The organism is Streptomyces sp. NBC_01707 (genome assembly GCF_041438805.1).
In the GTDB taxonomy this organism is placed as follows: domain Bacteria; phylum Actinomycetota; class Actinomycetes; order Streptomycetales; family Streptomycetaceae; genus Streptomyces.
In genome coordinates this window covers 6,705,752-6,730,561 of the sequence record NZ_CP109190.1, presented here as the reverse complement: position 1 = coordinate 6,730,561, position 24,810 = coordinate 6,705,752, and the positions used below count along the sequence as shown (strand labels likewise).

Annotated in this window: 23 protein-coding genes; 10 read left to right on the top strand and 13 right to left on the bottom strand. The window is 69.4% G+C overall.

Features of this window, described 5'->3' with window-relative positions:
• Positions 1-348: 348 nt before the first annotated feature.
• Together ppdK and dusB are read right to left on the bottom strand one after the other, a co-directional pair.
• Entirely contained in the window at positions 349-3,087 is a 2,739-nt protein-coding gene (ppdK, locus tag OG963_RS30130; protein ID WP_093774855.1) for a pyruvate, phosphate dikinase, read from the bottom strand.
• Between the two features lie 625 nt (positions 3,088-3,712).
• Positions 3,713-4,861 (bottom strand): tRNA dihydrouridine synthase DusB, encoded by a 1,149-nt coding sequence (gene dusB / locus OG963_RS30125; RefSeq protein WP_371799667.1) that lies wholly within the window; start codon positions 4,859-4,861, stop codon positions 3,713-3,715.
• Positions 4,862-5,013: 152 nt separating this feature from the next.
• Between dusB and OG963_RS30120 the strand changes: the two genes are divergently transcribed.
• The gene (locus OG963_RS30120; protein ID WP_093930258.1) at positions 5,014-6,516 is read left to right on the top strand and encodes an MFS transporter; all 1,503 of its coding nucleotides are present in this window, start codon (positions 5,014-5,016) and stop codon (positions 6,514-6,516) included.
• On the opposite strand, the gene OG963_RS30115 is transcribed toward OG963_RS30120, so the two are convergent.
• A complete protein-coding gene (locus tag OG963_RS30115; RefSeq protein ID WP_371799666.1) occupies positions 6,489-7,397 on the bottom strand; it encodes a helix-turn-helix domain-containing protein in 909 nt (302 codons plus the stop codon). The two genes, OG963_RS30120 and OG963_RS30115, sit on opposite strands and share 28 nt — an antisense overlap.
• A 101-nt stretch (positions 7,398-7,498) precedes the next feature.
• Between OG963_RS30115 and OG963_RS30110 the strand changes: the two genes are divergently transcribed.
• Positions 7,499-8,968 carry an MFS transporter gene (locus tag OG963_RS30110; RefSeq protein ID WP_371126402.1) on the top strand — a complete coding sequence of 490 codons (1,470 nt, stop codon included), beginning with the start codon at positions 7,499-7,501 and terminating at the stop codon, positions 8,966-8,968.
• 84 nt (positions 8,969-9,052) lie between these two features.
• Here the strand turns inward: OG963_RS30110 and OG963_RS30105 are convergent, their stop codons facing one another.
• Positions 9,053-9,271: a DUF6243 family protein gene (locus OG963_RS30105; RefSeq protein WP_030921008.1), complete on the bottom strand. Its 219-nt coding sequence runs from the start codon at positions 9,269-9,271 to the stop codon at positions 9,053-9,055.
• A 280-nt stretch (positions 9,272-9,551) separates the two neighbouring features.
• Here OG963_RS30105 and OG963_RS30100 point away from each other — a divergent pair, with 280 nt between their 5' ends.
• Positions 9,552-10,559, top strand: a complete 1,008-nt coding sequence (locus OG963_RS30100) for an aldo/keto reductase (protein WP_093774434.1) — start codon at positions 9,552-9,554, stop codon at positions 10,557-10,559.
• 80 nt (positions 10,560-10,639) lie between these two features.
• Positions 10,640-11,224, top strand: coding sequence for a TetR family transcriptional regulator (locus tag OG963_RS30095; RefSeq protein WP_030921014.1), 585 nt, complete (start codon positions 10,640-10,642; stop codon positions 11,222-11,224).
• A gap of 51 nt (positions 11,225-11,275) precedes the next feature.
• On the opposite strand, the gene OG963_RS30090 is transcribed toward OG963_RS30095, so the two are convergent.
• A complete protein-coding gene (locus OG963_RS30090; protein ID WP_030921017.1) occupies positions 11,276-11,479 on the bottom strand; it encodes a hypothetical protein in 204 nt (67 codons plus the stop codon).
• Between the two features lie 100 nt (positions 11,480-11,579).
• On the bottom strand, positions 11,580-12,962 hold the full coding sequence (locus OG963_RS30085) for a glycine--tRNA ligase (RefSeq protein ID WP_030921019.1): 1,383 nt from the start codon (positions 12,960-12,962) through the stop codon (positions 11,580-11,582).
• A gap of 155 nt (positions 12,963-13,117) precedes the next feature.
• On the opposite strand from OG963_RS30085, the gene OG963_RS30080 reads away from it, so the two are divergent.
• The 4 genes from OG963_RS30080 (at position 13,118) to OG963_RS30065 (ending at position 16,309) form a co-directional block, all read left to right on the top strand.
• Positions 13,118-14,071, top strand: a complete 954-nt coding sequence (locus tag OG963_RS30080) for a metal ABC transporter substrate-binding protein (RefSeq protein ID WP_093774428.1) — start codon at positions 13,118-13,120, stop codon at positions 14,069-14,071.
• A 38-nt stretch (positions 14,072-14,109) separates the two neighbouring features.
• Positions 14,110-14,892, top strand: coding sequence for a metal ABC transporter ATP-binding protein (locus tag OG963_RS30075; RefSeq protein WP_093774426.1), 783 nt, complete (start codon positions 14,110-14,112; stop codon positions 14,890-14,892).
• Entirely contained in the window at positions 14,889-15,803 is a 915-nt protein-coding gene (locus OG963_RS30070; protein ID WP_176902226.1) for a metal ABC transporter permease, read from the top strand. Before OG963_RS30075 ends, OG963_RS30070 begins: the two co-directional genes overlap by 4 nt.
• A gap of 65 nt (positions 15,804-15,868) precedes the next feature.
• Positions 15,869-16,309 (top strand): Fur family transcriptional regulator, encoded by a 441-nt coding sequence (locus OG963_RS30065; RefSeq protein WP_030921032.1) that lies wholly within the window; start codon positions 15,869-15,871, stop codon positions 16,307-16,309.
• Between the two features lie 81 nt (positions 16,310-16,390).
• Here the strand turns inward: OG963_RS30065 and OG963_RS30060 are convergent, their stop codons facing one another.
• The 5 genes from OG963_RS30060 to leuA all read right to left on the bottom strand — a co-directional run bounded on the left by OG963_RS30060 (position 16,391) and on the right by leuA (position 21,523).
• Positions 16,391-16,921: a YcxB family protein gene (locus tag OG963_RS30060; RefSeq protein ID WP_371799665.1), complete on the bottom strand. Its 531-nt coding sequence runs from the start codon at positions 16,919-16,921 to the stop codon at positions 16,391-16,393.
• Between the two features lie 42 nt (positions 16,922-16,963).
• Positions 16,964-17,791, bottom strand: coding sequence for an isoprenyl transferase (locus OG963_RS30055; RefSeq protein WP_030921038.1), 828 nt, complete (start codon positions 17,789-17,791; stop codon positions 16,964-16,966).
• 40 nt (positions 17,792-17,831) lie between these two features.
• On the bottom strand, positions 17,832-18,578 hold the full coding sequence (gene recO, locus OG963_RS30050) for a DNA repair protein RecO (RefSeq protein ID WP_030921040.1): 747 nt from the start codon (positions 18,576-18,578) through the stop codon (positions 17,832-17,834).
• 271 nt (positions 18,579-18,849) lie between these two features.
• Entirely contained in the window at positions 18,850-19,527 is a 678-nt protein-coding gene (locus OG963_RS30045; protein WP_051878115.1) for a TerB family tellurite resistance protein, read from the bottom strand.
• 208 nt (positions 19,528-19,735) lie between these two features.
• The gene (gene leuA / locus OG963_RS30040; protein ID WP_371799664.1) at positions 19,736-21,523 is read right to left on the bottom strand and encodes a 2-isopropylmalate synthase; all 1,788 of its coding nucleotides are present in this window, start codon (positions 21,521-21,523) and stop codon (positions 19,736-19,738) included.
• A gap of 293 nt (positions 21,524-21,816) precedes the next feature.
• On the opposite strand from leuA, the gene OG963_RS30035 reads away from it, so the two are divergent.
• Complete coding sequence (locus OG963_RS30035) at positions 21,817-22,890, top strand: M4 family metallopeptidase (RefSeq protein WP_319736313.1); 1,074 nt, start codon at positions 21,817-21,819, stop codon at positions 22,888-22,890.
• Positions 22,891-22,999: 109 nt separating this feature from the next.
• Positions 23,000-23,266: a protealysin inhibitor emfourin gene (locus OG963_RS30030; RefSeq protein ID WP_030921050.1), complete on the top strand. Its 267-nt coding sequence runs from the start codon at positions 23,000-23,002 to the stop codon at positions 23,264-23,266.
• A 23-nt stretch (positions 23,267-23,289) separates the two neighbouring features.
• On the opposite strand, the gene era is transcribed toward OG963_RS30030, so the two are convergent.
• On the bottom strand, positions 23,290-24,264 hold the full coding sequence (gene era, locus OG963_RS30025) for a GTPase Era (protein WP_030921053.1): 975 nt from the start codon (positions 24,262-24,264) through the stop codon (positions 23,290-23,292).
• Positions 24,265-24,436: 172 nt separating this feature from the next.
• Positions 24,437-24,790, bottom strand: a complete 354-nt coding sequence (locus tag OG963_RS30020; protein ID WP_030921055.1) for a cytidine deaminase — start codon at positions 24,788-24,790, stop codon at positions 24,437-24,439.
• Between the last annotated feature and the right edge of the window lie 20 nt (positions 24,791-24,810).

Genomic DNA, 24,810 nt, shown 5'->3' with positions numbered 1-24,810 from the left:
GGTCCATGGGTGGGGATCCATGGACCGCACCCCGGTCCGTTCACCGCCTATATCTTTGCGTATTGAACGATGCAATGGGCCGAGGAGCGAACGGCGAACACCGAAAGCGCTTGCGCCTTTTTTCTTTGCGCCAGGCTGGGTGACCCATTCACCCACGGCCACTCATGACCGACCGTTTCCGCACACGATCCGCCCACAGAACCCGGCACCCGCCGTGGCGGCGGCCGGACATGACGGAGCGGCGGCACCCCCGCACAGGGTGCCGCCGCTTCCTGGTTGTCCGGGGCCGTCGTCGGGTCGGTGAGGGTGTGAGCCGACGACAGCCCTGGAGTCCGGGACGGGTTCAGATCAACGGCTGTCGCTGCCCTTCGACTCCGCGGCAGCCCTGCCCGCCTCCAGGCGCGCGACCGGGATCCGGAACGGCGAGCAGGAGACGTAGTCGAGGCCCACCTCGTGGAAGAAGTGCACCGACTCCGGGTCGCCGCCGTGCTCGCCGCAGACGCCGAGCTTGAGGTCCGGGCGGGTGGCCCGGCCGGCCGCGACCGCGCTGCGGACGAGGGAGCCCACACCGTCCTTGTCGATCGTCTCGAACGGTGACACCCCGAAGATGCCCTTCTCCAGGTAGGCGGTGAAGAACGAGGCCTCCACGTCGTCCCGGGAGAAGCCCCACACCGTCTGGGTCAGGTCGTTCGTACCGAAGGAGAAGAACTGTGCGGCCTCGGCGATCTGACCGGCGGTCAGCGCGGCGCGCGGCAGCTCGATCATCGTGCCGATGGTCAGCTTCAGCGAGGTGCCGGTGGCCGCCTCGACCTCGGCGATGACCTGGTCGGCCTCCTCGCGGACGATCTCCAGCTCCTGGACCGTGCCGACCAGCGGAATCATGATCTCGGCGCGCGGGTCGCCCTTGGCGTTCTTGCGGTGCGCGGCCGCCTCCGCGATGGCGCGGACCTGCATCGCGAACAGGCCGGGGATGACCAGACCGAGCCGTACGCCGCGCAGACCGAGCATCGGGTTCTGCTCGTGCAGCTTGTGCACCGCCTGCAGAAGACGCAGGTCGTTCTCGTTGGCGTCCTTGCGGGACTCGGCGAGCGCGACGCGTACCGACAGTTCGGTGATGTCCGGCAGGAACTCGTGCAGCGGCGGGTCGAGCAGCCGTACGGTGACGGGCAGTCCGTCCATCGACTCGAACAGCTCGATGAAGTCGGCCTTCTGCAGCGGCAGCAGCTCGGCGAGCGCGGTCTCGCGCTCCTCGTCCGTGTCCGCGAGGATCAGCTTCTCGACCATCTCGCGGCGCTCGCCGAGGAACATGTGCTCGGTGCGGCACAGGCCGATGCCCTGGGCGCCGAAGCGGCGGGCCCGCAGCGCGTCCTCGGCGTTGTCGGCGTTGGCCCGCACCCGCAGCCTGCGGACGCGGTCGGCGTACGCCATGATCCGGTGCACGGCCGCGACCAGTTCGTCGGCGTCGTCGGCGCCCGCGTGCATCCGCCCCTCGAAGTACTCGACGACCGGGGACGGGACGACGGGGACCTCACCGAGGTACACCTTGCCGGTGGAGCCGTCCACGGAGACGATGTCGCCCTCCTCGACGACGGTCCCGCCGACGGTCAGCCGACGCCGCTTGGTGTCGACCTCGATCTCCTCGGCGCCACAGACACACGTCTTGCCCATGCCGCGGGCGACGACGGCGGCGTGCGAGGTCTTGCCACCGCGGGAGGTCAGGATGCCCTCGGCGGCGATCATGCCATCGAGGTCGTCGGGGTTGGTCTCCCGGCGGATCAGGATGACCTTCTCGCCGGAGCGGGACCACTTGACGGCGGTGTACGAGTCGAAGACCGCCTTGCCGACCGCGGCTCCCGGCGACGCGGCGATGCCACGGCCGAGCAGCTGCGTCTTCGCGTCCTCGTCGAAGCGCGGGAACATCAGCTGCGCCAGCTGTGCCCCGGTCACCCGCTGCAGCGCCTCGGCCTCGTCGATGAGCCCCTGGTCGACCAGCTGCGTGGCGATCCGGAAGGCGGCACCGGCGGTGCGCTTGCCGACCCGGGTCTGGAGCATCCACAGCTGCCCGCGCTCGATGGTGAACTCGATGTCGCACAGGTCCTTGTAGTGCGTCTCGAGCGTCTTCATGATCTGCATCAGCTGGTCGTACGACTTCTTGTCGATCGACTCGAGCTCGGCGAGCGGGACGGTGTTGCGGATACCGGCGACGACGTCCTCGCCCTGCGCGTTCTGCAGGTAGTCGCCGTACACGCCGGCGTGGCCGCTGGCCGGGTCTCGGGTGAACGCGACCCCCGTACCGGAGTCCGGGCCGAGGTTGCCGAAGACCATGGAACAGACGTTGACGGCCGTGCCGAGGTCGCCGGGGATGCGCTCCTGGCGGCGGTAGAGCTTGGCCCGGTCGGTGTTCCACGAGTCGAAGACGGCCTTTATGGCCAGGTCCATCTGCTCGCGCGGGTCCTGCGGGAAGTCGCGTCCGGCGTCCCGCGTGACGATCTTCTTGAACTGCTTGACCAGCTTCTTCAGGTCGGCGGCGTCGAGATCCACGTCGACGGTGACGCCCTTGGCCTGCTTCGCGGCCTCCAGCGCCTCCTCGAAGAGGTCGCCGTCGACGCCGAGGACGGTCTTGCCGAACATCTGGATGAGGCGGCGGTACGAGTCCCACGCGAACCGCTCGTCGCCGGCCTGGGCGGCGAGGCCGACGACGGACTCGTCGGAGAGGCCGATGTTGAGAACCGTGTCCATCATGCCGGGCATCGAGAACTTCGCGCCGGAGCGGACGGAGACCAGCAGCGGGTCGTCGGCCTGACCGAGCTTCTTGCCCATCTGCTTCTCGAGGGCGTCGAGGTGCGCACTGACCTCGTCGCGAAGCGCCCTCGGCTCCTCGCCGCTGTCGAGGTAGACCTTGCACGCCTCGGTGGTGATGGTGAAGCCCGGAGGGACGGGCAGCCCGAGGTTGGTCATCTCGGCGAGGTTGGCGCCCTTCCCGCCGAGCAGGTCCTTCAGATCCTTGTTGCCCTCGGTGAAGTCATAAACGAACTTCTGACCCTGGAGCTCCGGGGTGGATACGTGGGGATCTTTGTTTTCCGACACGGGTCTCGACTCCTCGAGGACGCGGGTGGCTGCCCTGACGGCCAGGAACATACCCAGATCGAAGGTGTCTGGGTACGTCCACTTGCGCGTCATACGGCCTTAACCACTCGTCCGCCAGCAGATCGAAAGTTGCGTACGGTTCCGCCTCCCGGACGCCGCCATTCGACTCTTGAACCCATAATCACTCAGAGCATTCGGGATGGCAGAGATTCGGCACACTGGGTAGCGGATGCGTCGATCGATCAAAGTAAAGTCGGGTGGCACCGAGTGCCATCATTTGAGAAATGCAGTCCCCAAAATCCCGCTCATCTGAGCAACGAAGGCCTCAGGGGTGGCGAGAATCACGCCGCACCAGGCGCTCAGATGTCATCATCCGGACACCTCGAGGCCTACGCATGGTCATAGGACGACCGCGCACGGCGAGTGAAAAGGGAGCGGCGCGCCCCGATCGCCCGGCATGGCACCCCGCACCGCCGGGTTCGCCTCCAACTCGCATCCGATCTGCGCTCAGATGAGCAGCCGCGGGGAAGGGGCACCCGGTGCCTGACGCCGGAGACACGGAAGGGCCCCGCGGGGGGTCGAGTGACACCCTCCGCAGGGCCCTGTCCGAACCGGCTCCGTCGCCTCAGCCGCCCGATGTGTCGAGCTCCGCCTCCGCGCTCACACCCGAGCAGTCGTAGGGGTCCTTCAGCCAGCCGTCCGGCAGCACCACCCGGTTGTTGCCCGAGGTGCGCCCGCGCGGCCCGTCGGCCCCGTCCGGCCACGCCTGGTCCAGGTCCAGCTCGTGCAGCTGCGCACCCAGCTCGTCCAGTGACGAGGTGACCGCGAGCTTCTTGCGCATCTCGGAGCCGACCGAGAAGCCCTTGAGGTACCAGGCCACGTGCTTACGGAAGTCGATCACGCCACGGGTCTCGTCGCCGATCCACTCCCCCAGCAGCGTCGCGTGCCGCAGCATGACGGTGGCGACCTCCCGCAGCGTCGGCGCCTGCCGCGTCTGCGTGCCCTCGAACGCGCTCACCAGGTCGCCGAAGAGCCACGGGCGCCCCAGACAGCCGCGGCCCACGACCACGCCGTCGCAGCCGGTCTCGCGCATCATCCGGCGGGCGTCGTCCGCGCACCAGATGTCGCCGTTGCCGAGGACGGGGATCTCCGGGACGTGCTCCTTGAGGCGGGCGATCGCGTCCCAGTCGGCGGTACCGCCGTAGTGCTGCGCGGCGGTCCTGCCGTGCAGCGCGACGGCCGTGACACCCTCCTCCACCGCTATCCGGCCGGCGTCGAGGTAGGTGAGGTGGTCGTCGTTGATGCCCTTGCGCATCTTGATGGTGACCGGCAGGTCGCCGGCATTGGAGACCGCCTGGTTCAGGATCGCGCGCAGCAGGGGCCGCTTGAACGGGAGCGCCGAGCCACCGCCCTTGCGGGTCACCTTGGGGACCGGGCAGCCGAAGTTCAGGTCGATGTGGTCGGCGAGGTTCTCGTCGACGATCATGCGGACGGCCTTGCCGACCGTGACCGGGTCCACTCCGTACAGCTGGATCGAGCGCGGCGTCTCGCTGGCGTCGAAGTGGACGAGCTGCATGGTCTTCTCGTTGCGCTCGACCAGCGCCCGCGTCGTGATCATCTCGCTGACGAACAGCCCCTTGCCGCCGGAGAACTCCCGGCACAGGGTGCGGAACGGCGCGTTGGTGATGCCGGCCATGGGTGCGAGCACCACCGGCGGCTGCAAGGTGTGCGGGCCGATCCGGAGCAGCGGGGGCGAGGGGGCGAGCGTGGTCATTGCTCCATTGTCGCGTACGGCGGAGGCAGCTTCGGCAGGCACCGCGGCACGGGCGCAGTCCGTACCCGCGACGGCGCCGGACGGATGTACCGGGGGGCGCCCGTCGGGGTCTCCCGGCGACAGCAGTCGTTAGTTAACCGTACTATCTATGTATGCCTGAGCTCACCCACCGCCGACGGCAGTTGGTTCTGGCGATCTGCTGCATGAGTCTGCTGATCGTCAGTCTCGACAACACCGTCCTCAATGTCGCTCTGCCCTCCATGCAGCGGGAGCTTCACGCGACCGTGGCCGGCATGCAGTGGACGATCGACGCCTACACCCTCGTCCTCGCCTCACTGCTGATGCTGTCGGGCTCCACCGCCGACCGGATCGGACGGGCGAAGGTCTTCAAGATCGGGCTCGTCCTCTTCACGCTCGGCTCGGTGCTCTGCTCCGTCGCGCCGAACCTGGAGTCGCTGGTCGCGTTCCGGATGGTGCAGGCGGTCGGTGGCTCGATGCTCAATCCCGTCGCGATGTCGATCATCACCAACACCTTCACCGACCCGCGCGAGCGTGCCCGTGCCATCGGTGTGTGGGGCGGTGTCGTCGGCATCTCCATGGCGGCGGGACCCGTGGTCGGCGGCCTGCTGGTGGACTCCGTCGGCTGGAGGTCCATCTTCTGGATCAATCTGCCGGTCGGTCTCGTCGCGCTGCTGCTCACCTGGCGGTACGTCCCCGAGTCCCGCGCCCCGAAACCGCGCCGCCCCGACCCCGTGGGACAGCTGCTGGTGATCGCGCTCCTCGGTGCACTGACGTACGCGATCATCGAGGCGCCCTCGGCCGGCTGGGCCTCGCCGCAGATCCTGGGCTTCGCGGCGCTCGCCGCGTGCGCCCTGATCGGGCTCCTGCTGTACGAGCCCAGGCGCGCCGAGCCCCTCATCGACCTGCGGTTCTTCCGCAGTGCCCCGTTCAGCGGCGCCACCGCCATCGCGGTCTGCGCCTTCGCCGCCCTGAGCGGCTTCCTCTTCCTGAACACGCTGTATCTGCAGAACGTGCGCGGCCTGAGCGCCCTGCACGCCGGTCTGTACATGCTGCCGATGGCCGCTCTCACCTTTGTCTGCGCCCCGCTGTCGGGGCGGCTCGTCGGCAGCCGGGGACCGCGGCTCTCGCTGCTCGTGGCGGGTGCGGCCATGACGGCGTGCGGGCTGCTGTTCGCGGCGTTCGACGCGGAGACGCAGAACGTGCTGCTGTTCACCGGCTATGTGCTGTTCGGTCTCGGCTTCGGCATGGTGAACGCGCCGATCACCAACACCGCCGTCTCCGGGATGCCGCGCTCTCAGGCGGGCGTGGCGGCGGCGGTCGCCTCGACCAGCCGGCAGATCGGCGGGACGCTGGGCGTCGCCGTGATCGGTGCGGTGCTGGCCGCGGGTGTGGCCGGCAGCGGTTCCCCGCACGGCGCCGGGTATGCCACCGCCTTCGTGGACGCGAGCAAGCCCGCCTGGTGGATCATCACCGGCTGCGGTCTGGCCGTTCTGCTGGTGGGGGCCCTGACCAGTGGGCGGTGGGCCCGCGAGACGGCGCGGCGCACCGCCGCACGGCTGGAAGCCCCCGCCGGGACCGAGGCCGGGGCCGGGGCCGGGTACGGAGGTCAGGCTTCGGCGAGCGCCAAGGCGTGAAGGCGCTCGAGCCGCTCCCGGGACTCCTCGTCGGCGGGGACGTACGTCACCATGCGCGGACCCGTCGACGGGCCGAGCCAGAGGTCGGTGTGGTCCAGGCGCACCAGTCCGACCCGGGCGTTGCGGAAGAGCTTGGTCCGGCCGCCGGGGCCGACGACCTCGTGGCGCGCCCAGATCTCCCGGAATTCCGGTGAGGCCGTCTCCAGCCGCTTGAGCAGGGCTTTCCAGGCGGGCTCGGCGAGATGCTCGGCCATCGAGGCGCGGAACTTGGCGGCCATCACCCGGTTCATCTCGGGGAGGTCGACGACGGACGTGCGCCAGTTCTCGTCGGTGTACGACAGCACCATGCAGTTGCGGTTCTCGGGGGCGACGGCGTCCAGGTCGCAGAGCAGCCGTCCGTAGGTCCTGTTGTAGGCGAGGATGTCGTACCGGCTGTTCTGCACACAGGCCGGGATCGGGTCCAACTGCCACAGCATCTCGCGCAGTGCCGGGGTGATGCTCGGGCACTCCGTACCCGGAGCGGGGTCGACGGCGCCCGCCAGGGAGAACAGATGGCTGCGCTCGCTCCGGTCGAGGAGCAGGGCGCGGGCGAGGGCGTCCAGGACCTGCGGCGAGACCTGGATGTCCCGTGCCTGTTCGAGCCACGTGTACCAGGTGACGCCGACGGCGGAGAGCTGGGCGACCTCCTCGCGGCGCAGCCCGGGGGTGCGCCTGCGGCGGCCGCGTGGCAGACCCACCTGCTCGGGGGTGATGCGCTCGCGCCGACTGCGCAGGAAGCCCGCGAGTTCCTGCCGCCGGACCTCGGTCTCCGGCGGCTCGGCCGAACCCGCCGGCCCGGGACCGTGGGGCATCTGCTGCGCTTCGGTCACCATCGTCGTCATGCTCCCAGCCTGCCGAATGACCCGGCCCTGTACCAGGTGCCGCTTGTACCAGGATAAAGACACTCTGGTACCAGGCTGCGATTCCGGGGATCGTCGATACCGTGAGTGAATCCACCGTACGGACGCAGACATCCACCCTCACCACCCGTGTGGTGCGGCACGACCATCCCATCCCGGTACTCGGCACGCTCGGACTGTTCACCGTGCTGATCGGTGCGGCCCTGCCGCTCATCGACTTCTTCATCGTCAATGTCGCCCTGCCGACGATCGACAAGGATCTGTCCGCGGGCCCCGCACTGCTCGAACTGGTCGTGGCGGGCTACGGACTCTCGTACGCCGTCCTGCTCGTCCTCGGCGGCAGGCTCGGCGACATGGCCGGGCGGCGCCGGCTCTTCCTCACCGGCATGGCGGCCTTCGCTCTCACCTCGCTGGCCTGCGGACTCGCCCCGAATGCCTGGACACTCGTCGGGGCACGGGTGGCGCAAGGCGCCTCGGCCGCGCTGATGCTGCCTCAGGTGCTCGCCACCATCCAGGCCGCCACCTCCGGACACCGGCGGGCACGTGCGATGAGCCTCTACGGGGCGACGGCCGGGCTCTCGATGGTCGCCGGCCAGATCCTCGGCGGCGTACTGGTCGCCGCCGCTCCGCTGTCGTCGGTGTTCGGCGAGAGCGCGGGCTGGCGGTCGGTCTTCCTGGTGAACGTGCCGGTGGCAGCGGTGGGGCTGGTCCTGGCCGCGCGTGCGGTGCCGGAGACCCGCTCGGATCGGCCCGCGCCCATCGACGTACCGGGGACGCTCCTGCTGGCCGTTTCCCTGGTGACGCTGCTGGCGCCCCTGACGGAGGGACGGGCCGCGGGCTGGCCGGCGTGGACCTGGATCTCCCTCGCACTGTTCCCGATCGCCGCGGCCGCCTTCTACCGGGTCGAACAGCGCGCCGACCGGCGCGGACAGATCCCGCTGATCCCGCCGAGCCTGCTGCGACTGGACTCGCTGCGGCGCGGTCTGGCGCTGGTCCTGCCGTTCTCGCTCGGCTTCGGCGGCTTCATGTTCGTCATCGCGGTGGCGCTGCAGCAGGGCCTGAAGCTCGGTCCGGCGGCGGCCGGGCTGGCGTTGGCGCCGATGGCGGTGGCCTTCTTCGCGGCCTCGCTGGCCGGTCCGCGGCTGGTACGGCGGTTCGGAAGCCGGGTCGTGACGGCGGGCGGGCTGATCCAGGGCGCGGGCGTCGCGGTGCTCGCGCTCACCGTGTGGCTCGGCTGGCCCGGCCTGGGGATCCCGGCCCTGCTGCCGGGCGTCGCGATCGCCGGTCTCGGCCAGGGGCTGCAACTGCCGGTCCTGTTCCGCATCGTGCTCTCCGACGTGCCGGCCGAGCGGGCCGGGGTGGGCGGCGGAGTGATGACGACGACGCAGCAGGCCGCTCTGGCCCTGGGGGTGGCCACGCTCGGCACGCTGTTCCTCGCCCTGGTCCCCGGATCAGGCATGCGGGACGCGCTGATCGTGGCGCTGCTGGTGCAACTGGCGGCGGTGGCGCTGACGACGCTGCTGAGCCTGCGGCTGCCGCGCACGGTGGCATGAGTGCGGGGACGGTTCAGGAACGAGCGTGGGCCCGGATCACTCGAGGTGATCCGGGCCCACGGTCGTAAGGGTGATGAGAAGACGTCAGCTCTGGGCCTGCTGCTCCTGCTCCGGGGAGTCGTCCGACTGTGCGGACTCGGCGGACTGCGCGCGCTCACGCATCTTGCGCAGCAGTTCCTGCTTCTGGTCGGCAGCCGTCTTGCGGTCGGCGTTGCGCGCGGTGCCCGCGCCCTGCTGCTCGGCGCGGGACAGCTTCTTGCGCTGTCCGCCGACGCCGAGGAGGTTGTTGCGGCTCTTGGCCACGGGGTTCTCCCATTCGTGGTGAGTCGTGAGGTCGTGAGCGACCTGGGATCGATCCGATGGGCGGCGGGCGGAGAGTTTCCGGGCCCGCCGCGCTCTCACTCGTAGATCTGGAAGAACGAATACATGCGGGAACGGTACCCCGGCCGCGCCCGGCCCAGCACCCGGTTTTCGGCCCGTCCGGGTGAAGCATCACAACAATGGACTGACAGATATTGAAATCTGTTAGTCCTTGTGTCACAGTTGCGTACGACCCGCCCTTCCTTTCCCACGGGAGACCTTCATGACCACCACCCGCACGCTCGGCTCCACCGGCCCACAGGTCTCCGCACTGGGCCTCGGCTGCATGGGCATGTCCGCGCTGTACGGCGAGAGCGACCGCACCGAGTCGATCGCCACCATCCACGCCGCGCTCGACGCGGGCATCACCCTGCTGGACACCGGCGACTTCTACGGCATGGGTCACAACGAACTGCTGATCAACGAGGCGCTGCGCACCGCTCCCGGCGCTGCTCGCGAGCAGGCGCTGACCAGCGTGAAATTCGGTGCGCTGCGTACGGTCGAAGGCGCCTTCACGGGGTACGACGGCCGCCCTGCCGCCGTGAAGAACTTCGCCGCGTATTCGCTCCAGCGGCTCGGCACCGACCACATCGACATCTACCGGATCGCCCGTGTCGATCCCGATGTCCCGGTCGAGGAGACCATCGGCGCCATCGCCGAACTGGTCGAGGCCGGCCATGTCCGCCACATCGGCCTGTCCGAGGTCGGTGCGGACACGATCCGCCGGGCCGCGTCGGTGGCCCCCATCTCCGATCTGCAGATCGAGTACTCGCTGATCTCCCGGTCCGTCGAGGACGCGATCCTGCCGGTCTGCCGCGAGCTGGGCATCGGCGTCACGGCATACGGGGTGCTGTCCCGCGGCCTGATCAGCGGGCACTTCAGCCGTGACCGCGAGCTGGCCCCCGGCGACTTCCGCGCCATGAGCCCTCGCTTCCAGGGCGGGAACCTCCAGCACAACCTCGACCTGGTCGACGCCCTGCGCAAGATCGCCGAGCAGAAGGGTGTCTCGGTCGCCCAGATCGCCATCGCCTGGGTGCTCGGCCGGGGTACGGACATCGTGCCGCTCGTCGGCGCCCGCCGCCGCGACCGGCTCACCGAGGCTCTCGGCGCCCTGGACGTCACGCTGGACGCCGCCGACCTCACCGCGATCGAGGAGGCCGTCCCGGCGGGTGCAGCCGCCGGTGCGCGCTACCCGGAGCAACAGATGGCCCACCTCGACAGCGAGCGCTGAGCTCCGGGTACGGTCGTCGGGGTGCGGCCCCCACCGGGCAGCTCCCCGACCGGTGCCCTCCGAAAGGCAGCACAGACACCATGCCGTCAGCCGACCCACTGACCCCCGAGCGCATTCTCGAGGCCACCGAGGACGTGCTGCGCCGCTACGGCCCCGCCAAGGCGACGGTGGTCGACGTGGCCCGCGCGCTCGGCGTCAGCCACGGCAGCGTCTACCGCCACTTCCGTACGAAGTCGGAGCTGCGCGAGGCGGTGACCGCTCGCTGGCTCACCCGGACCGAGGTGGCCCTCACGGAGATCATCAACACCTCGGCTGAGCCCGCCCCGGCGAAGCTGCGGCACTGGCTGGCGGCGCTGTTCGAGGCCAAGCGCCACAAGGCCGGTGACGACCCCGAGCTGTTCGCCACCTACATCGTGCTCATCGGTGAGAGCACGGTCGTCGAGGCGCACATCCGCGAACTGGTCGGCCAGCTGCGGGAGATCGTCGAGGAGGGCGTACGCGGCGGGCAGTTCGCGGTCGACGATCCCGCGGTCGCCGCCCAGGCGGTCTTCGACGCGACAGCGCGCTTCCACGATCCGGCATACGCCGCCGAGTGGCAGAACCCCGCGATCGGCGCCGAGTTCACCGCCGTCTCGGAGCTGTTGCTGCGCGGCCTGCGCGCGTAGCGGCACTGCGCGCGGAGCCGGTCACGGCAGGCCGCCGGACAGCCGTCGGGCTCAGGCCGTCGGGTCGACCGTGGCCTGGTGGGCCTCGGCGAGGTGTTCCTCGGCCTTGAGCCAGGGTAGGAACTGCACACCTTTGCGCCAGTCGCAGGTGTCGCAGCTCAGCTGCCGTTGGATCCCCGACTTGCGTACATGGACGACATGTTCACGGCCGTGCTGATCCCATCTGCTGACCTTGCTGGTGGTCATGGACGGCATCCGAGCCTCCTGTTGACGCATGGTCGCGTGTGCTCAGTGTGCAACGAAGCCCCCGGTTCCGTACAAGGAACCGGGGGCTTCGCCGTGGAACCGTGATGCGTCAGCAGCCCAGCAGCCGGGCGCCGAGGTAGGCCTGGATCTGGTCCAGCGAGACGCGCTCCTGCTTCATGGTGTCGCGCTCGCGCACCGTCACCGCGTTGTCGTCGAGGGTGTCGAAGTCGACGGTGACGCAGAACGGCGTACCGATCTCGTCCTGACGACGGTAACGGCGGCCGATGGCGCCCGCGTCGTCGAACTCGATGTTCCAGTTCTTCCGCAGATCGGTGGCGAGGCCCTTGGCCTTCGGCGACAGCTGCGGGTTACGGGAGAGCGGCAGCACCGCGACCTTGACCGGCGCGAGGCGCGGGTCGAGGCGCATCACGGTGCGCTTCTCCATGACGCCCTTGGCGTTGGGCGCCTCGTCCTCGATGTAGGCGTCGAGGAGGAAGGCGAGCATCGAACGGCCGACACCGGCCGCCGGCTCGATGACGTACGGAGTCCAGCGCTCGCCGGCCTCCTGGTCGAAGAACGACAGGTCCGTGCCGGAAGCGGTGGAGTGGGCCTTGAGGTCGTAGTCCGTACGGTTGGCGACGCCCTCCAGCTCGCCCCACTCGCTGCCGCCGAAGCGGAAGCGGTACTCGATGTCAGCGGTGCGCTTGGAGTAGTGGGAGAGCTTCTCCTTCGGGTGCTCGAACCACCGCATGTTCTCCTCGCGCAGGCCCAGGTCCGTGTACCAGTTCCAGCGCTGCTCCATCCAGTACTCCTGCCACTGCTCGTCCTCGCCCGGCTTGACGAAGAACTCCATCTCCATCTGCTCGAACTCGCGGGTGCGGAAGATGAAGTTGCCCGGAGTGATCTCGTTCCGGAAGGACTTGCCCATCTGCGCGATGCCGAACGGCGGCTTCTTGCGCGAGGTCTGCTGCACCTGACCGAAGTTGGTGAAGATGCCCTGCGCGGTCTCGGGGCGCAGGTAGGCGACCGAGCCGGAGTCCTGGGTCGGGCCGAGGTGCGTGGAGAGCAGACCCGAGAACTGCTTGGGCTCGGTGAAGGTGCCCTTGTTGCCACAGTTGGGGCAGTTGAGGTCGGCGAGGCCGTTGACGGGCGGCTTGCCGTGCTTCTCCTCGTACGCCTCCTCCAGGTGGTCCGCGCGGAAGCGCTTGTGGCAGGAGGTGCACTCGGTCAGCGGATCGGTGAACGTGGCGACGTGGCCGGAGGCGACCCATACCTCGGGGGCGAGGATGACCGACGAGTCGATACCGACCACGTCTTCGCGCGAAGTGACCATGTAGCGCCACCACTGGCGCTTGAGGTTCTCCTTGAGCTCAACGCCCAGCGGCCCGTAGTCCCAGGCGGCCTTCTGGCCACCGTAGATCTCACTGCAGGGGTAAACGAAGCCACGGCGCTTGCTCAGGCTGACGATGGAGTCGATCTTGTCGGCGGCCACGGTGCTCTCTTCATTACGACGACGACGAACGGCGAATGCTTCAGATTACCGGCGGGCACGCCCCCTGGATCAAATCGGTGCGTGGACAGATGGTGAGCAGGGCCTCACATCGAGCTTGTTGACAATCGTTTCCACTTTTGTTGAAAATGAGTGTCATGAACGTACGCCGCCTCATACCCACCGCCGCTGTCGCCGGGGCCGTCGCCCTCGGTCTCACCGGGCTCTCCGCCTGCTCCACCTCCGACGCCGCCGAAAGCAAGAACGGGGACAAGCTGGATGTGGTGGCTTCGTTCTATCCCATGCAGTTCCTGGCCGAGGAGATCGGCGGGACCCATGTCTCGGTCACCACACTGACCAAGCCGGGCGTCGAGCCGCACGACCTGGAGCTCAGCCCTCGGCAGATCGGCGGGCTCGGCGACGCCGATTACATCCTGTATCTCAAGGGTATCCAGCCCGCCGTCGACGACGCGATCGCGCAGTCCGGGGTCAGGAACTCCGTGGACGCGGCGAAGCTCACCACGCTGGAGGACCACGGCACGGAGACCGGCGGCGACGAGCACGGCCATGCGCACGAGGGCGAGGGCGCCGGGGCCGACCCGCACATCTGGCTGGACCCGGTGAAGTACGCCGAGGTCGCCAAGGGGGTCGGAAAGTCCCTGGAGAAGGCCGACCCGAACCACGCCGCGGACTACCGCACCAACACGGACGCCCTGCTCAAGAAGCTCGACGCGCTGAACGCGTCGTACAAGGCGGGCCTGCGGACCACCACCACCAAGACGTTCATCACCACCCACTCCGCCTTCGGGTACCTCGCCGAGCGCTACGGGCTCGTCCAGGAGGGCATCGCCGGCATCGACCCCGAGACCGAACCGAGCCCCGCCCGGATCAAGGACATTCACTCCATCGCGGAGAAGAGCAACGCCACCACCGTCTTCTTCGAGACGCTCGCCAGCGACAAGACCGCGAAGACCGTCGCCGCGGACACCGGTCTGAAGACCGACGTCCTCGACCCCCTCGAGGGAATCACCGCCAAGTCCAAGGGCGATAACTACATCGAGGTCATGCAGTCCAATCTCGCCGCGCTCCAGAAGGCGCTCGGCGCGAAGTGACCCACGCAACGCCCGCCACAGCAGTATCGGAGACGCTCATGCCCGAGCCCCGGAGCACCAAGCCCGACCCCGTGATCACCCTGCGCGGAGCCACGGCCACGCTCGGCGCGCGCCCTGTACTGCGCGGCATCGATCTCACCGTGCGCCGCGGTGAGGTCGCCGCCCTGCTCGGCGCCAACGGCTCCGGCAAGTCGACCGCCGTCCGGTCCGTCATCGGCCAGGTCCCGCTGACCAGCGGCTCGGTCGAGCTGTTCGGCACCCCGCTGCGCCGCTTCCGCAACTGGGCGCGGATCGGCTACGTACCGCAGCGCACGACGGCGGCGAGTGGCGTTCCTGCCACGATCCGCGAGGTCGTCGCCGCCGGGCGGCTGTCCCGTACGAAGCTGGGACCGCTGCGCAAGGCGGACCGGGACGCCGTCGACCGGGCCATCGAGCTCGTCGGCCTCGGCGACCGGGCCAAGGACTCGGTGAGCGCCCTCTCCGGCGGGCAGCACCAGCGCGTGCTCATCGCCCGCGCACTCGCCGCCGAACCCGAGCTGCTGATCATGGACGAGCCGATGGCGGGCGTCGACCTGGCCAGCCAGGAGATCCTCGCCGATACGCTGCGTGAGCAGGTCGCCACGGGCACCACCGTGCTGCTCGTGCTGCACGAACTGGGCCCGCTGGAGCCCCTCATCGACCGCGCGATCGTGCTGCGCGACGGCTGTGTGATGCACGACGGGCCGCCCCCGAAGGCCCTGGGCCAGCACGCGCTGCCCGGCCACGACCACGTACACCCCCACGCGGCTTCCGAGCCCGCCCGGACGGGACTGCTGACCTGATGACGGAATTCCTCCAGCCCCCCTTCATGCAGCGGGCCCTGCTCGCCGCCGTACTCGTCGGCGTCATCGCCCCCGCCGTCGGGATCTACCTCGTCCAGCGCCGCCAGGCCCTGATGGGCGACGGAATCGGCCATATCGCGATGACCGGTGTCGGCCTCGGCTTCCTGCTCTCCACCAGCCCCGTCTGGATGGCCACGGCCGTCGCCGTCGTCGGCTCGGTCGTCATGGAACTGGTCCGCTGGTACGGGCGCACCCGCGGCGACATCGCGCTGGCCATGCTGTTCTACGGAGGCATGGCGGGCGGGGTGCTGCTGATCAACCTCTCCGACACCGGGTCCAACGCCAATCTCACCTCGTACCTCTTCGGCTCGCTGTCCACGGTCTCGTCCGAGGACATCACCGCGATCTGTCTGCTCGCCGCCTTCGTGCTGCTGGTGACACTGGGGCTGCGTCGCCAGCTGTTCGCGGTCAGCCAGGACGAGGAATTCGCCCGGGTCACCGGGCTGCCGGTGCGGGCACTGAATCTGCTGATCGCGGTCACGGCGGCGGTGACCGTCACCGTCGCGATGCGCGTCGTCGGCCTGCTGCTGGTCAGCGCGCTGATGGTGGTCCCGGTCGCGGCCGCGCAGCAGATCTCGAAGTCCTTCAAGGTGACGTTCGTACTGTCCGTCGTCATCGGCACGGCGGTGACCCTGGCCGGCACCGTGACCTCGTACTACCAGGACGTGCCGCCCGGCGCGACGATCGTGCTGCTGGCCATCGGCGTCTTCGTCGCCCTGACCCTGCTCGCCGCACCGCTGGCCGCACGGCGCGCCCGACGCAGCGAAACGGCTACGGCGCAGTGCACCCTGGAAGGGAAGGCTCCGGACGTACCGGCTTCCCGACCGGCCTCGGACGACGTCCGGGTTTGACCCCGGCACGCGGGCGGACTGGCACAATGGCCCGACACATGTACGGGCGACACGAGGAGGCACCTGTGGCGACGGCGCCGATCAGTGGAACGAACGCATCCCCGGTACGCGGCCGGTCGACCCGGCAGCGCGCTGCGGTGGCCGCCGCGCTCGACGAGGTGGACGAGTTCCGCAGCGCCCAGGAGCTGCACGACGTACTCAAGCACCGCGGTGACTCGGTCGGGCTGACCACGGTCTACCGCACCCTGCAGTCCCTCGCCGACGCGGGCGAGGTGGACGTCCTGCGCACCACCGACGGCGAGTCCGTGTACCGGCGGTGCTCGACCGGGGAACACCACCACCATCTGGTGTGCCGGGTCTGCGGCAAGGCCGTCGAGGTCGAGGGGCCGGCGGTGGAGCAGTGGGCGGCGACGATTGCCTCGCAGCACGGTTTCGTGAACGTGGCGCACACGGTGGAGGTCTTCGGTACGTGCGCGGAGTGCGCGGAGTGCCCGACGGCGGGGTGACCGCCGCCGGGGGCTCGGCCTCGCCTCCGAGCCCCCGCTCCGCAAGCGCCGGAGAGTCTGGACGGTGCCGGACTCAGGCTGTCAGACCTTTGTCAGGTGCCGGTCGAAGATCTCACGCAGGCGGTCCACGTCGGACGGGTCCTGGACGCCGCGCTTGGCCACCACGGTCAGGCCGACGGCGTTCCTGTCGTCGCTGAGCATCACGAAGAGATCTGCTGTCTCCAGGTACCGCGGCTGCGCCTGCCACCTGACGACCGTACTGGAGTTGTCGGTGTCGACGGTGACGCCGGACTCCTCGACCCGTACCCGGAACTCGCCCTGCCGCCCCACGAACCGGAACAGCTGGCGCGCCATCAGCCACGGGCTCAGGAGCAGCACCGGGCCGCAGAACAGCAGCGCCACCAGCAGCGGCACCGGGACGTCGGTGCCACTCACCAGGGACAGTGCGGTGGCCACGACGGCGCACCCCGTCGCGGCCACCCCCAGAATCCGCTGCCGTCGGCCCGCCGCGCTGACCCGGTTGCGGGCGCGGAGCGTCGCCGAGTAGTCCTGCAGCACCGGTCGGTATCTCAGCTCGACCGCACCGTGCACGGTCCCCTGTTGCTCGCTCATGGCCCCTCCCGAGTATGAAGAGCCGTGATCGTACCGGCAGGGTCAGGCCGTCGGCTCCGCCGTTTCCGAACCCTCCACCGCGCCGCCGAAGCGCCGGTCGCGCTGGGCGTACTCCAGGCAGGCCCGCCACAGGTCGCGCCGGTCGAAGTCCGGCCACAGCACGTCCTGGAAGACCATCTCGGCGTACGCGCTCTGCCAGATCAGGTAGTTGGAGGTGCGCTGTTCACCGCTGGGACGCACGAACAGGTCCACGTCCGGCATGTCCGGGTAGTAGATGTACTTCGCGAAGGTCTTCTCGTTGACCTTGGCCGGGTCCAGCTTTCCGGCCGCGACGTCCTCGGCGATGCGCTGCGCGGCGTCGGCGATCTCCGCCCGGCCGCCGTAGTTGACGCAGAAGTACAGCGTCATCTTGTCGTTGTCCTTCGTCTGCTCCTGGGCGACCTGGAGCTCCTGGACGACGGACTTCCACAGCTTCGGCATCCGGCCCACCCAGCGGATGCGGATGCCCAGTTCGTCCATCTCGTCACGACGGCGGCGGATGACGTCCCGGTTGAAGTTCATCAGGAACTTCACTTCTTCCGGCGAACGCTTCCAGTTCTCGGTGGAGAAGGCGTACAACGAGAGGTTCTTGACGCCCATCTCGATGCAGCCCTTGAGGACGTCCATGACGACGCCCTCGCCGACCTTGTGGCCCTCGGTGCGCGGGAGGCCCCGTTCCTTGGCCCAGCGGCCGTTGCCGTCCATCACGACGGCGACGTGCTTGGGCACCAGCTCGCCGGGGATCTTCGGGGGTGTGGCCCCGGAGGGGTGTGGCTCGGGGGTTTTGTATACGCGCCTGTTACGGCCACCGAGGATCCCGCGTACTGCCATGAGCTGTCTCGTCTCCCTGTGCCTGCTGTGCCGGTGTCGGTCACTTCTCTACGTAACGCAGCGAACGCAGTCCGCGCTCCAGATGCCAGTGCAGATAGGCGGACACCAGCCCGCTCCCCTCCCTGACATGCCGCGCCTCGCACGCGTCGGCCGTCTCCCAGTCACCGGTGAGCAGCGCGCTCAGCAGGGCGACGGCCTCTGCTGAGGGTACGACGCTGCCGGGCACCCGGCAGTCGCCGCATATGGCACCGCCCGCCGCGACGGAGAAGAATCGGTTGGGTCCGGGCATTCCGCACTTCGCGCAGTCCTCGAAGCTGGGTGCGTAACCGTTGACGGCAAGGGAACGCAGCAGGAAGGCGTCGAGGATCAGGTTCGGCGCGTGCTCCCCCCGGGCGAGGGTGCGCAGCCCGCCGACGAGCAGCAGGTACTGCTGGACCGCGGGCTCGCCCTCGTGGTCGGTGAAGCGCTCGGCGGTCTCCAGCATCGCGGTGCCCGCGGTGTACCGGGCGTAGTCGGTGACGATGCCGCCCCCGTACGGCGCGATCGTCTCGCTCTGGGTGCACAGCGGCAGACCGCGGCCGATCAGTTCGCTGCCGCGCGCGAAGAACTGCACGTCCACATGGGAGAACGGTTCGAGGCGGGCGCCGAACTTCGACTTGGTACGCCGCACACCGCGGGCGACGGCCCGCACCCGGCCGTGGCCGCGGGTCAGGATCGTGATGATCCGGTCGGCCTCGCCCAGTTTCTGCGTGCGCAGCACCACGCCGTCGTCCCGGAACAAGCTCATGCGTCCATTGTCCTGTACGCGCGCACCCGAGCGGGGCCGCCCCTGAAGACCGTACGGTTCGGCTTCGGCCGGCCACGCGCCCCGGCCGTTACCGCGTGCTGCGCCGCCCGAGCTGCCGTTCCGACGCCCCTGTCCCGGCTCCCGGCCGCCGGGGGCCGGTTTCGCGGCTGCTGCGGGGGGCGAGGGAGCCCGCGCACGCCCGTGGGAGTACCCGCCCGGAGCGTGGAGCGTCCGATCGGGGTGGGGAGCTCCGGAGCACGGGGAGCAGGCGCTAGGACGGGGTACGCGCCGCCGCAGCGAGCAGCCGGGCGGTGTCGTCCGCGCAGAGCTGCAGCGCCGCACCCACCGTGGTCAGCACCTCGCGCTCGGCCTGGCTGTACGGGCCGTCGGCGAGCGCGATCCTGGCACCCTGCAGCAGGATCGATTCACGTCCGGCGGGCGCCAGATGCGGGGCGAGGGGTTCCAGCGCCTCGTGGAGCTCGATGGCGAGGGCGGCGCCGCACGCCTCGGCCGCGGCGTCGAAGGCGGAGCCGTGGCCGATGTCGGCTGCGAGCACCTCGACGACGGTGGAGAGTTGCTCCTCCGTGCAGTCGTCGAACCCGGCGCCGCGCACGGTGGCCACCGCGGTCTCCAGGACCGTGCGCGAGGTGGTGCCACCGGCGGCGAGGACGCCGAGGGCGACCGTGTGTACGGCGTCCCGGAGCATCGCGGAGAACCGGGTGGTGGTGGGGTGGTCGAGCGCGTCGGTGTCGAAGTGGGTGCGGCAGGCGGCGCATTCGACGACGGGGCCCACGGTGCCCCGGCGCAGCAGCGGCACACCGAGCACGGTGAAGCGCCGACGGCCGGTGAGACGGCGGTAGTTGCGGTCGCCGCCGCAGCCGGGGCAGAAGAACTCGCCGTCGGCAACGGCGTCCCAGATGGTGCGGATGCCGCAGATACGCAGCTTCATGGCGCGTTGTCCCAGGGCTGACCGCACGTCGCACACCTCCGTAACGCTCCGGCAACATTGCCGTGTCGACGTGATGTTAACCACAGTCACGATGTGGCGTCAGCACCTCGATCGTCACAACCGTCGGGAGATGGCCGAACCCCGCCCCCGGGAGCCGGGTGGACGGGGTTCGGCGATCATGCGCCTGTGCGCCCTTTCGGGCGCCGGGTCAGCGGGTTGCGCGGTTGACCGCGGAGACGACCGCCTTCAGCGAGGCCCGCGTGGTGTTGGCGTCGATGCCGATGCCCCACAGGACCTTTCCGTCGATCGCGCACTCGATGTACGAGGCCGCCTGGGCGCTCGCACCCTCGCTCATCGTGTGCTCGGTGTAGTCCAGGAGACGGGCGTCGATGCCGATGGCCTGCAGCGCTTCGAAGAACGCGGAGATCGGACCGTTGCCGGAACCGGTCAGCACGGTGTCCGCGCCGTCCACGGTCGCGTCGACGGTGATCGTGTCCCGGCCGTCGGAACCGGTCGTCGTCTGACCGGAACGGATCTGCACGCGACCCCAGGCGTTCTCCGGGTTGGGCAGGTACTCGTCCTGGAACGTGGACCAGATCTGCGTCGGCGTGACCTCTCCGCCCTCGGCATCGGTCTTGGCCTGAATGATCCTGGAGAACTCGATCTGCATCCGGCGCGGCAGGTCCAGCTTGTGGTCGTTCTTCAGGACGTAGGCGATTCCGCCCTTGCCGGACTGCGAGTTGACCCGGATCACGGCCTCGTACGAACGGCCGACGTCCTTCGGGTCGATCGGCAGGTACGGCACCGCCCACTCGATCTCGTCGACGGTCCTGCCCTGGGCGGCCGCGTCGGCCTCCATGGCGTCGAAGCCCTTCTTGATGGCGTCCTGGTGGGAGCCGGAGAAGGCGGTGTAGACCAGGTCGCCCGCGTAGGGGTGGCGCGGGTGGACCTCCATCTGGTTGCAGTACTCGCTCGTGCGGCGGATCTCGTCGATCTGCGAGAAGTCGATCTGCGGGTCGACGCCCTGCGAGAACAGGTTCATGCCCAGCGTGACCAGGTCGACGTTGCCGGTGCGCTCGCCCTGGCCGAACAGGCAGCCCTCGATCCGGTCCGCGCCGGCCATGATGGCCAGTTCGGCGGCGGCGACGGCGGTGCCTCGGTCGTTGTGCGGGTGGACCGACAGGCAGATGTGCTCACGGCGCGACAGGTTGCGCGACATCCACTCGAACCGGTCCGCGTGCGTGGACGGCGTCGAACGCTCCACGGTGGCGGGCAGGTTGAGGATGATCTCGCGGCCCTCCTCGGGCTGCCAGACGTCACAGACGGCCTCGCAGACCTCCAGGGCGAAGTCCAGCTCGGTGTCGGTGAAGATCTCCGGGCTGTACTGGTAGCCGAAGATCGTCTCGTCGCCGAGGATCTTCTCCGCGTACTCCATGACCAGCCGGGTGCCGTCCACCGCGATCTGCTTGACCTCCTCCTTCGAACCGCGGAAGACCACGCGGCGGAAGGTGGGGGCGGTGGCGTTGTACAGGTGCACGGTGGCGCGTCGCGCACCGACCAGTGATTCAACAGTTCGCTCGATCAGTTCCTCGCGGGCCTGGGTGAGAACGGAGATCGTCACGTCCTCGGGGATGGCGCCCTCTTCGATGATGGAGCGGACGAACGCGAAGTCCGTCTCACCGGAGGACGGGAAACCGACCTCGATCTCCTTGTAGCCCATGCGCACGAGCAGGTCGAACATCTCGCGCTTGCGGGCCGGCGACATCGGGTCGATCAGTGCCTGGTTGCCGTCACGCAGATCGGTGGACAGCCAGCGGGGCGCAACAGTGATCCGGTTGTCCGGCCAGGTGCGGTCGGGGATTTCGACGGCCTCGTACCGGCCGTACTTGTGGATCGGCATCCCGGACGGCTTCTGCAGCGCGGTGGCGTTGGTGATCGGCGTGGGGCGGCCTACGGAGTTCTCGGCAGAGGTCCGGGGGGGATTCACGGCGGTCATGGCGTACGGCTCCTCGGGGTCCAGCAATGGGACGGCCGACTGTGTCGCTGCAGCACCAGACTCCGCGGGGAGGGGGTCGGCCTACGACTACAGGCCCTCGCCGCGGCAGCTAAGAAGAAGCAGCCCGTAACGCATGATGCAACGAGACTAACCGAGGGGTGCCTGAGACGTCGGTCCGTATCAGTATGCGGGACCGGGCGCCGGTAACGGGTAAAGAGTGATCAATCACTCCATTTCGTCAATCCCGATCGCAATCAGTGACAGATCGGTGACGCGGTGCCACAGTCGGACCCATGCAGCCTCGACCTCAGCACGGGTTCCACCCCGTCTTCTGCACGATCGTGCCGCCCCATGTTCTCGACAAGCTGTCACAGGCCGACGACCCCGGTCTCTCCGGTCCGGCCCGCCGCACCCTGGAGGGTGACGCCGCCCGGCGCACCCGCCGCCAGATGACGACCCTCGTCCCCTCCGTGCCCACCGTGGCCACCGGAACGGAGTCCGACAAGCCCGAGCGCGTCCTGTACGACTGCCGGCACGGCACGCGGCTGCCGGGCTTCAAGGTCCGCTCCGAGGGGGAGCAGCCGACGCGGGACGCGAGCGTCAACCGCGCGTACGCGGGGCTCGGCGCCACCTTCGAACTGCTGCTCACGGCATACGGCCGCCGTTCGATCGACGGCAACGGGCTGCCGCTGATCGGCTCCGTGCACTACGACGAGCAGTACAACAACGCGTTCTTCGACGGCGAGCAGATGGTCTTCGGCGACGGGGACGGCGAGATCTTCCTCGACTTCACCGTCGCCATCGATGTGATCGGCCACGAACTGACGCACGGCCTCACCCAGTACACGGCCAACCTGAGCTATTTCGGCCAGTCCGGCGCGCTCAACGAGTCGATGTCGGACGTCTTCGGCTCCCTGGTCAAGCAGTACTCGCTGGGTCAGACCGCGGACCAGGCCGACTGGCTGATCGGCGCCGGACTGCTGGCCCCCCGGGTCCAGGGGAAGGCACTGCGCTCGATGAAGGCGCCGGGAACGGCGTACGACGACGACGTGCTCGGCAAGGACCCGCAGCCCGCGTCGATGGAGGACTACATCCACACCACCGAGGACAACGGCGGTGTACATCTGAACTCCGGCATCCCGAACCGCGCCTTCTACCTGCTGGCCACGGCGCTCGGCGGCAACGCGTGGGAGCGGGCGGGCCGGCTCTGGTTCGACGTGCTCACGGGCGACGAGCTGGCCGGGGACGCGGACTTCTCGGACTTCGCCCGCCTGACGGTCGAGGCGGCGAAGGACCGCTACGGCGAGGGCGACGAACTGGAGGCGGTGCGGAAGGCCTGGTCGGAGGTCGGCGTTCCGTCCGCCTGACCCCGGGAGCGTGCCCCTCGGACATCCCCCACGCCTTCGAGGCCACGGAGGAGATTGAGGAGCGGGGTTCGGGGCAGAGCGTGGGCATCAGCCCGAGAGGAGTGAGACCTTGCGCATCGAGGTGAGTCGCACCGGCGGTTTCGCCGGCATCGCACGCCGCCGCGAGGTCGACACCTCGGGCCTGGCCGACGCAGCCGACTGGGAGGCCCTGGCCGAATCCGCGCTCGCGGACGGCCGGGGCACCCCACCGCCCGGGGTACCGGACGGCTTCCGGTACCGGATCACGGTCGGCGACCGCACCGTCCACTGCGCGGATCCGCATCTGACCGACGCGCAGCGCGCACTGGTCTCACGCGTCCTCAAGGAGGGCGCGTGAGACCGGTGCGCGGCTGACCCGCCTCAGAATCCGAGCTTGCGCAGCTGCTTGGGATCGCGCTGCCAGTCCTTGGCGACCTTCACATGCAGGTCCAGGAAGACCGGCGTGCCGAGCAGCGCCTCGATGTGCTTGCGCGACTTCATGCCGACCTCCTTCAGACGCTTGCCCTTCGGGCCGATGATGATGCCCTTCTGGCTGGGCCGCTCGATGTAGACGTTCGCGTGGATGTCGAGCAGCGGCCTGTCCGCGGGACGGTCCTCGCGCGGCAGCATCTCCTCGACGACGACCGCGATGGAGTGCGGCAGCTCGTCGCGTACGCCTTCGAGTGCGGCCTCCCGGATCAGCTCCGCGACCATGACCATCTCGGGCTCGTCGGTGAGGTCGCCCTCCGGGTACAGCGGCGGGCTCTCCGGGAGCAGCGGCGCGATCAGATCGGCGAGCAGGTCGACCTGGCTGTCCTTCACGGCGGAGACCGGGATGATCTCGGCCCACTCGAAGCCGAGCTCCTCGCCGAGGCGGGAGACGGCGATCAGCTGTTCGGCGAGCTGCTTGGAGTCGACCAGGTCGGTCTTGGTGATGATCGCGATCTTCGGGGTCTTCTTGATGCCCGCGAGTTCCTTGACGATGAATTTGTCGCCGGGCCCGAGCTTCTGGTCGGCGGGCAGGCAGAAGCCGATGACGTCGACCTCGGCCCAGGTGGTGCGTACGACGTCGTTGAGCCGTTCGCCCAGCAGGGTGCGCGGCTTGTGGAGGCCGGGGGTGTCGACCAGGATCAGCTGCGCATCCTCGCGGTGCACGATGCCGCGCACCGTGTGCCGGGTGGTCTGGGGCCGGTTGGAGGTGATCGCCACCTTCTGGCCGACCAGAGCGTTCGTAAGGGTGGACTTGCCCGCGTTGGGGCGGCCCACGAAGCAGGCGAAGCCGGCCCGGTGGGGGGCGTTGTTCTCAGCCTGCTGCGCAGCAGCTTCTGGGTTAGGTCGAGCGCTCATGGCGCCCATTGTCCCCGATCCGGGCGGCCCTGCCGCACAGCGGGCCGTCGCATGGCCTCCCGGGCGTCGTCCCAGGCCGTGCGGGTGCGGTTCCGACGGGCCCCGACACGGGACGACGGCCCGGTTCTTTCCGGTTCCGGCACCCGCGACCGGGTGCGCTCGGCGGTGCCCCGGCCCGGTGTCAGCCGGCCGTCACGCTGCGCCGGAGCACACCGTCCGGCCCGGCCAGCAGCACCGGGGTCGCCGGCCCGCCCAGGTCCCGTACCGCCGCACGGTCCGCGTCCGACGGAGCTTCGGCCTCGGAGACGATCGCGGCAGCCTCCAGGGAGGTCGCGCCGCTGGCCACGGCCATCGCGACGGCGGTCTGCAGCGCACTGAGCCTCAGCGATTCCAGCTGCACGGTTCCCGCGACATACGTGCGCCCGGTCTCGTCCCGTACGGCCGCGCCCTCCGGCACACCGTTGCGGGCGCGGGCGCTGCGCGCCAGGGTGACGATCTTGCGGTCCTCGGGGCCGAGGTCGGTGCTCTCAGTCATGTGCCGAGCATACGAAGCGG

What these genes read in the sequence shown, in the direction of transcription:
- dusB (WP_371799667.1), bottom strand. Translation starts at nt 4,861, where the DNA reads ATGACCACGCTCGCCCCCTCGCCCCCGCTGCTCCGGATCGGCCCGCAC.
- OG963_RS30120 (WP_093930258.1), top strand. Translation starts at nt 5,014, where the DNA reads ATGCCTGAGCTCACCCACCGCCGACGGCAGTTGGTTCTGGCGATCTGC.
- OG963_RS30115 (WP_371799666.1), bottom strand. Translation starts at nt 7,397, where the DNA reads ATGACGACGATGGTGACCGAAGCGCAGCAGATGCCCCACGGTCCCGGG.
- OG963_RS30100 (WP_093774434.1), top strand. Translation starts at nt 9,552, where the DNA reads ATGACCACCACCCGCACGCTCGGCTCCACCGGCCCACAGGTCTCCGCA.
- OG963_RS30095 (WP_030921014.1), top strand. Translation starts at nt 10,640, where the DNA reads ATGCCGTCAGCCGACCCACTGACCCCCGAGCGCATTCTCGAGGCCACC.
- OG963_RS30090 (WP_030921017.1), bottom strand. Translation starts at nt 11,479, where the DNA reads ATGCCGTCCATGACCACCAGCAAGGTCAGCAGATGGGATCAGCACGGC.
- OG963_RS30080 (WP_093774428.1), top strand. Translation starts at nt 13,118, where the DNA reads ATGAACGTACGCCGCCTCATACCCACCGCCGCTGTCGCCGGGGCCGTC.
- OG963_RS30075 (WP_093774426.1), top strand. Translation starts at nt 14,110, where the DNA reads ATGCCCGAGCCCCGGAGCACCAAGCCCGACCCCGTGATCACCCTGCGC.
- OG963_RS30060 (WP_371799665.1), bottom strand. Translation starts at nt 16,921, where the DNA reads ATGAGCGAGCAACAGGGGACCGTGCACGGTGCGGTCGAGCTGAGATAC.
- OG963_RS30055 (WP_030921038.1), bottom strand. Translation starts at nt 17,791, where the DNA reads ATGGCAGTACGCGGGATCCTCGGTGGCCGTAACAGGCGCGTATACAAA.
- recO (WP_030921040.1), bottom strand. Translation starts at nt 18,578, where the DNA reads ATGAGCTTGTTCCGGGACGACGGCGTGGTGCTGCGCACGCAGAAACTG.
- OG963_RS30045 (WP_051878115.1), bottom strand. Translation starts at nt 19,527, where the DNA reads ATGAAGCTGCGTATCTGCGGCATCCGCACCATCTGGGACGCCGTTGCC.
- leuA (WP_371799664.1), bottom strand. Translation starts at nt 21,523, where the DNA reads ATGACCGCCGTGAATCCCCCCCGGACCTCTGCCGAGAACTCCGTAGGC.
- OG963_RS30035 (WP_319736313.1), top strand. Translation starts at nt 21,817, where the DNA reads ATGCAGCCTCGACCTCAGCACGGGTTCCACCCCGTCTTCTGCACGATC.
- era (WP_030921053.1), bottom strand. Translation starts at nt 24,264, where the DNA reads ATGGGCGCCATGAGCGCTCGACCTAACCCAGAAGCTGCTGCGCAGCAG.
- OG963_RS30020 (WP_030921055.1), bottom strand. Translation starts at nt 24,790, where the DNA reads ATGACTGAGAGCACCGACCTCGGCCCCGAGGACCGCAAGATCGTCACC.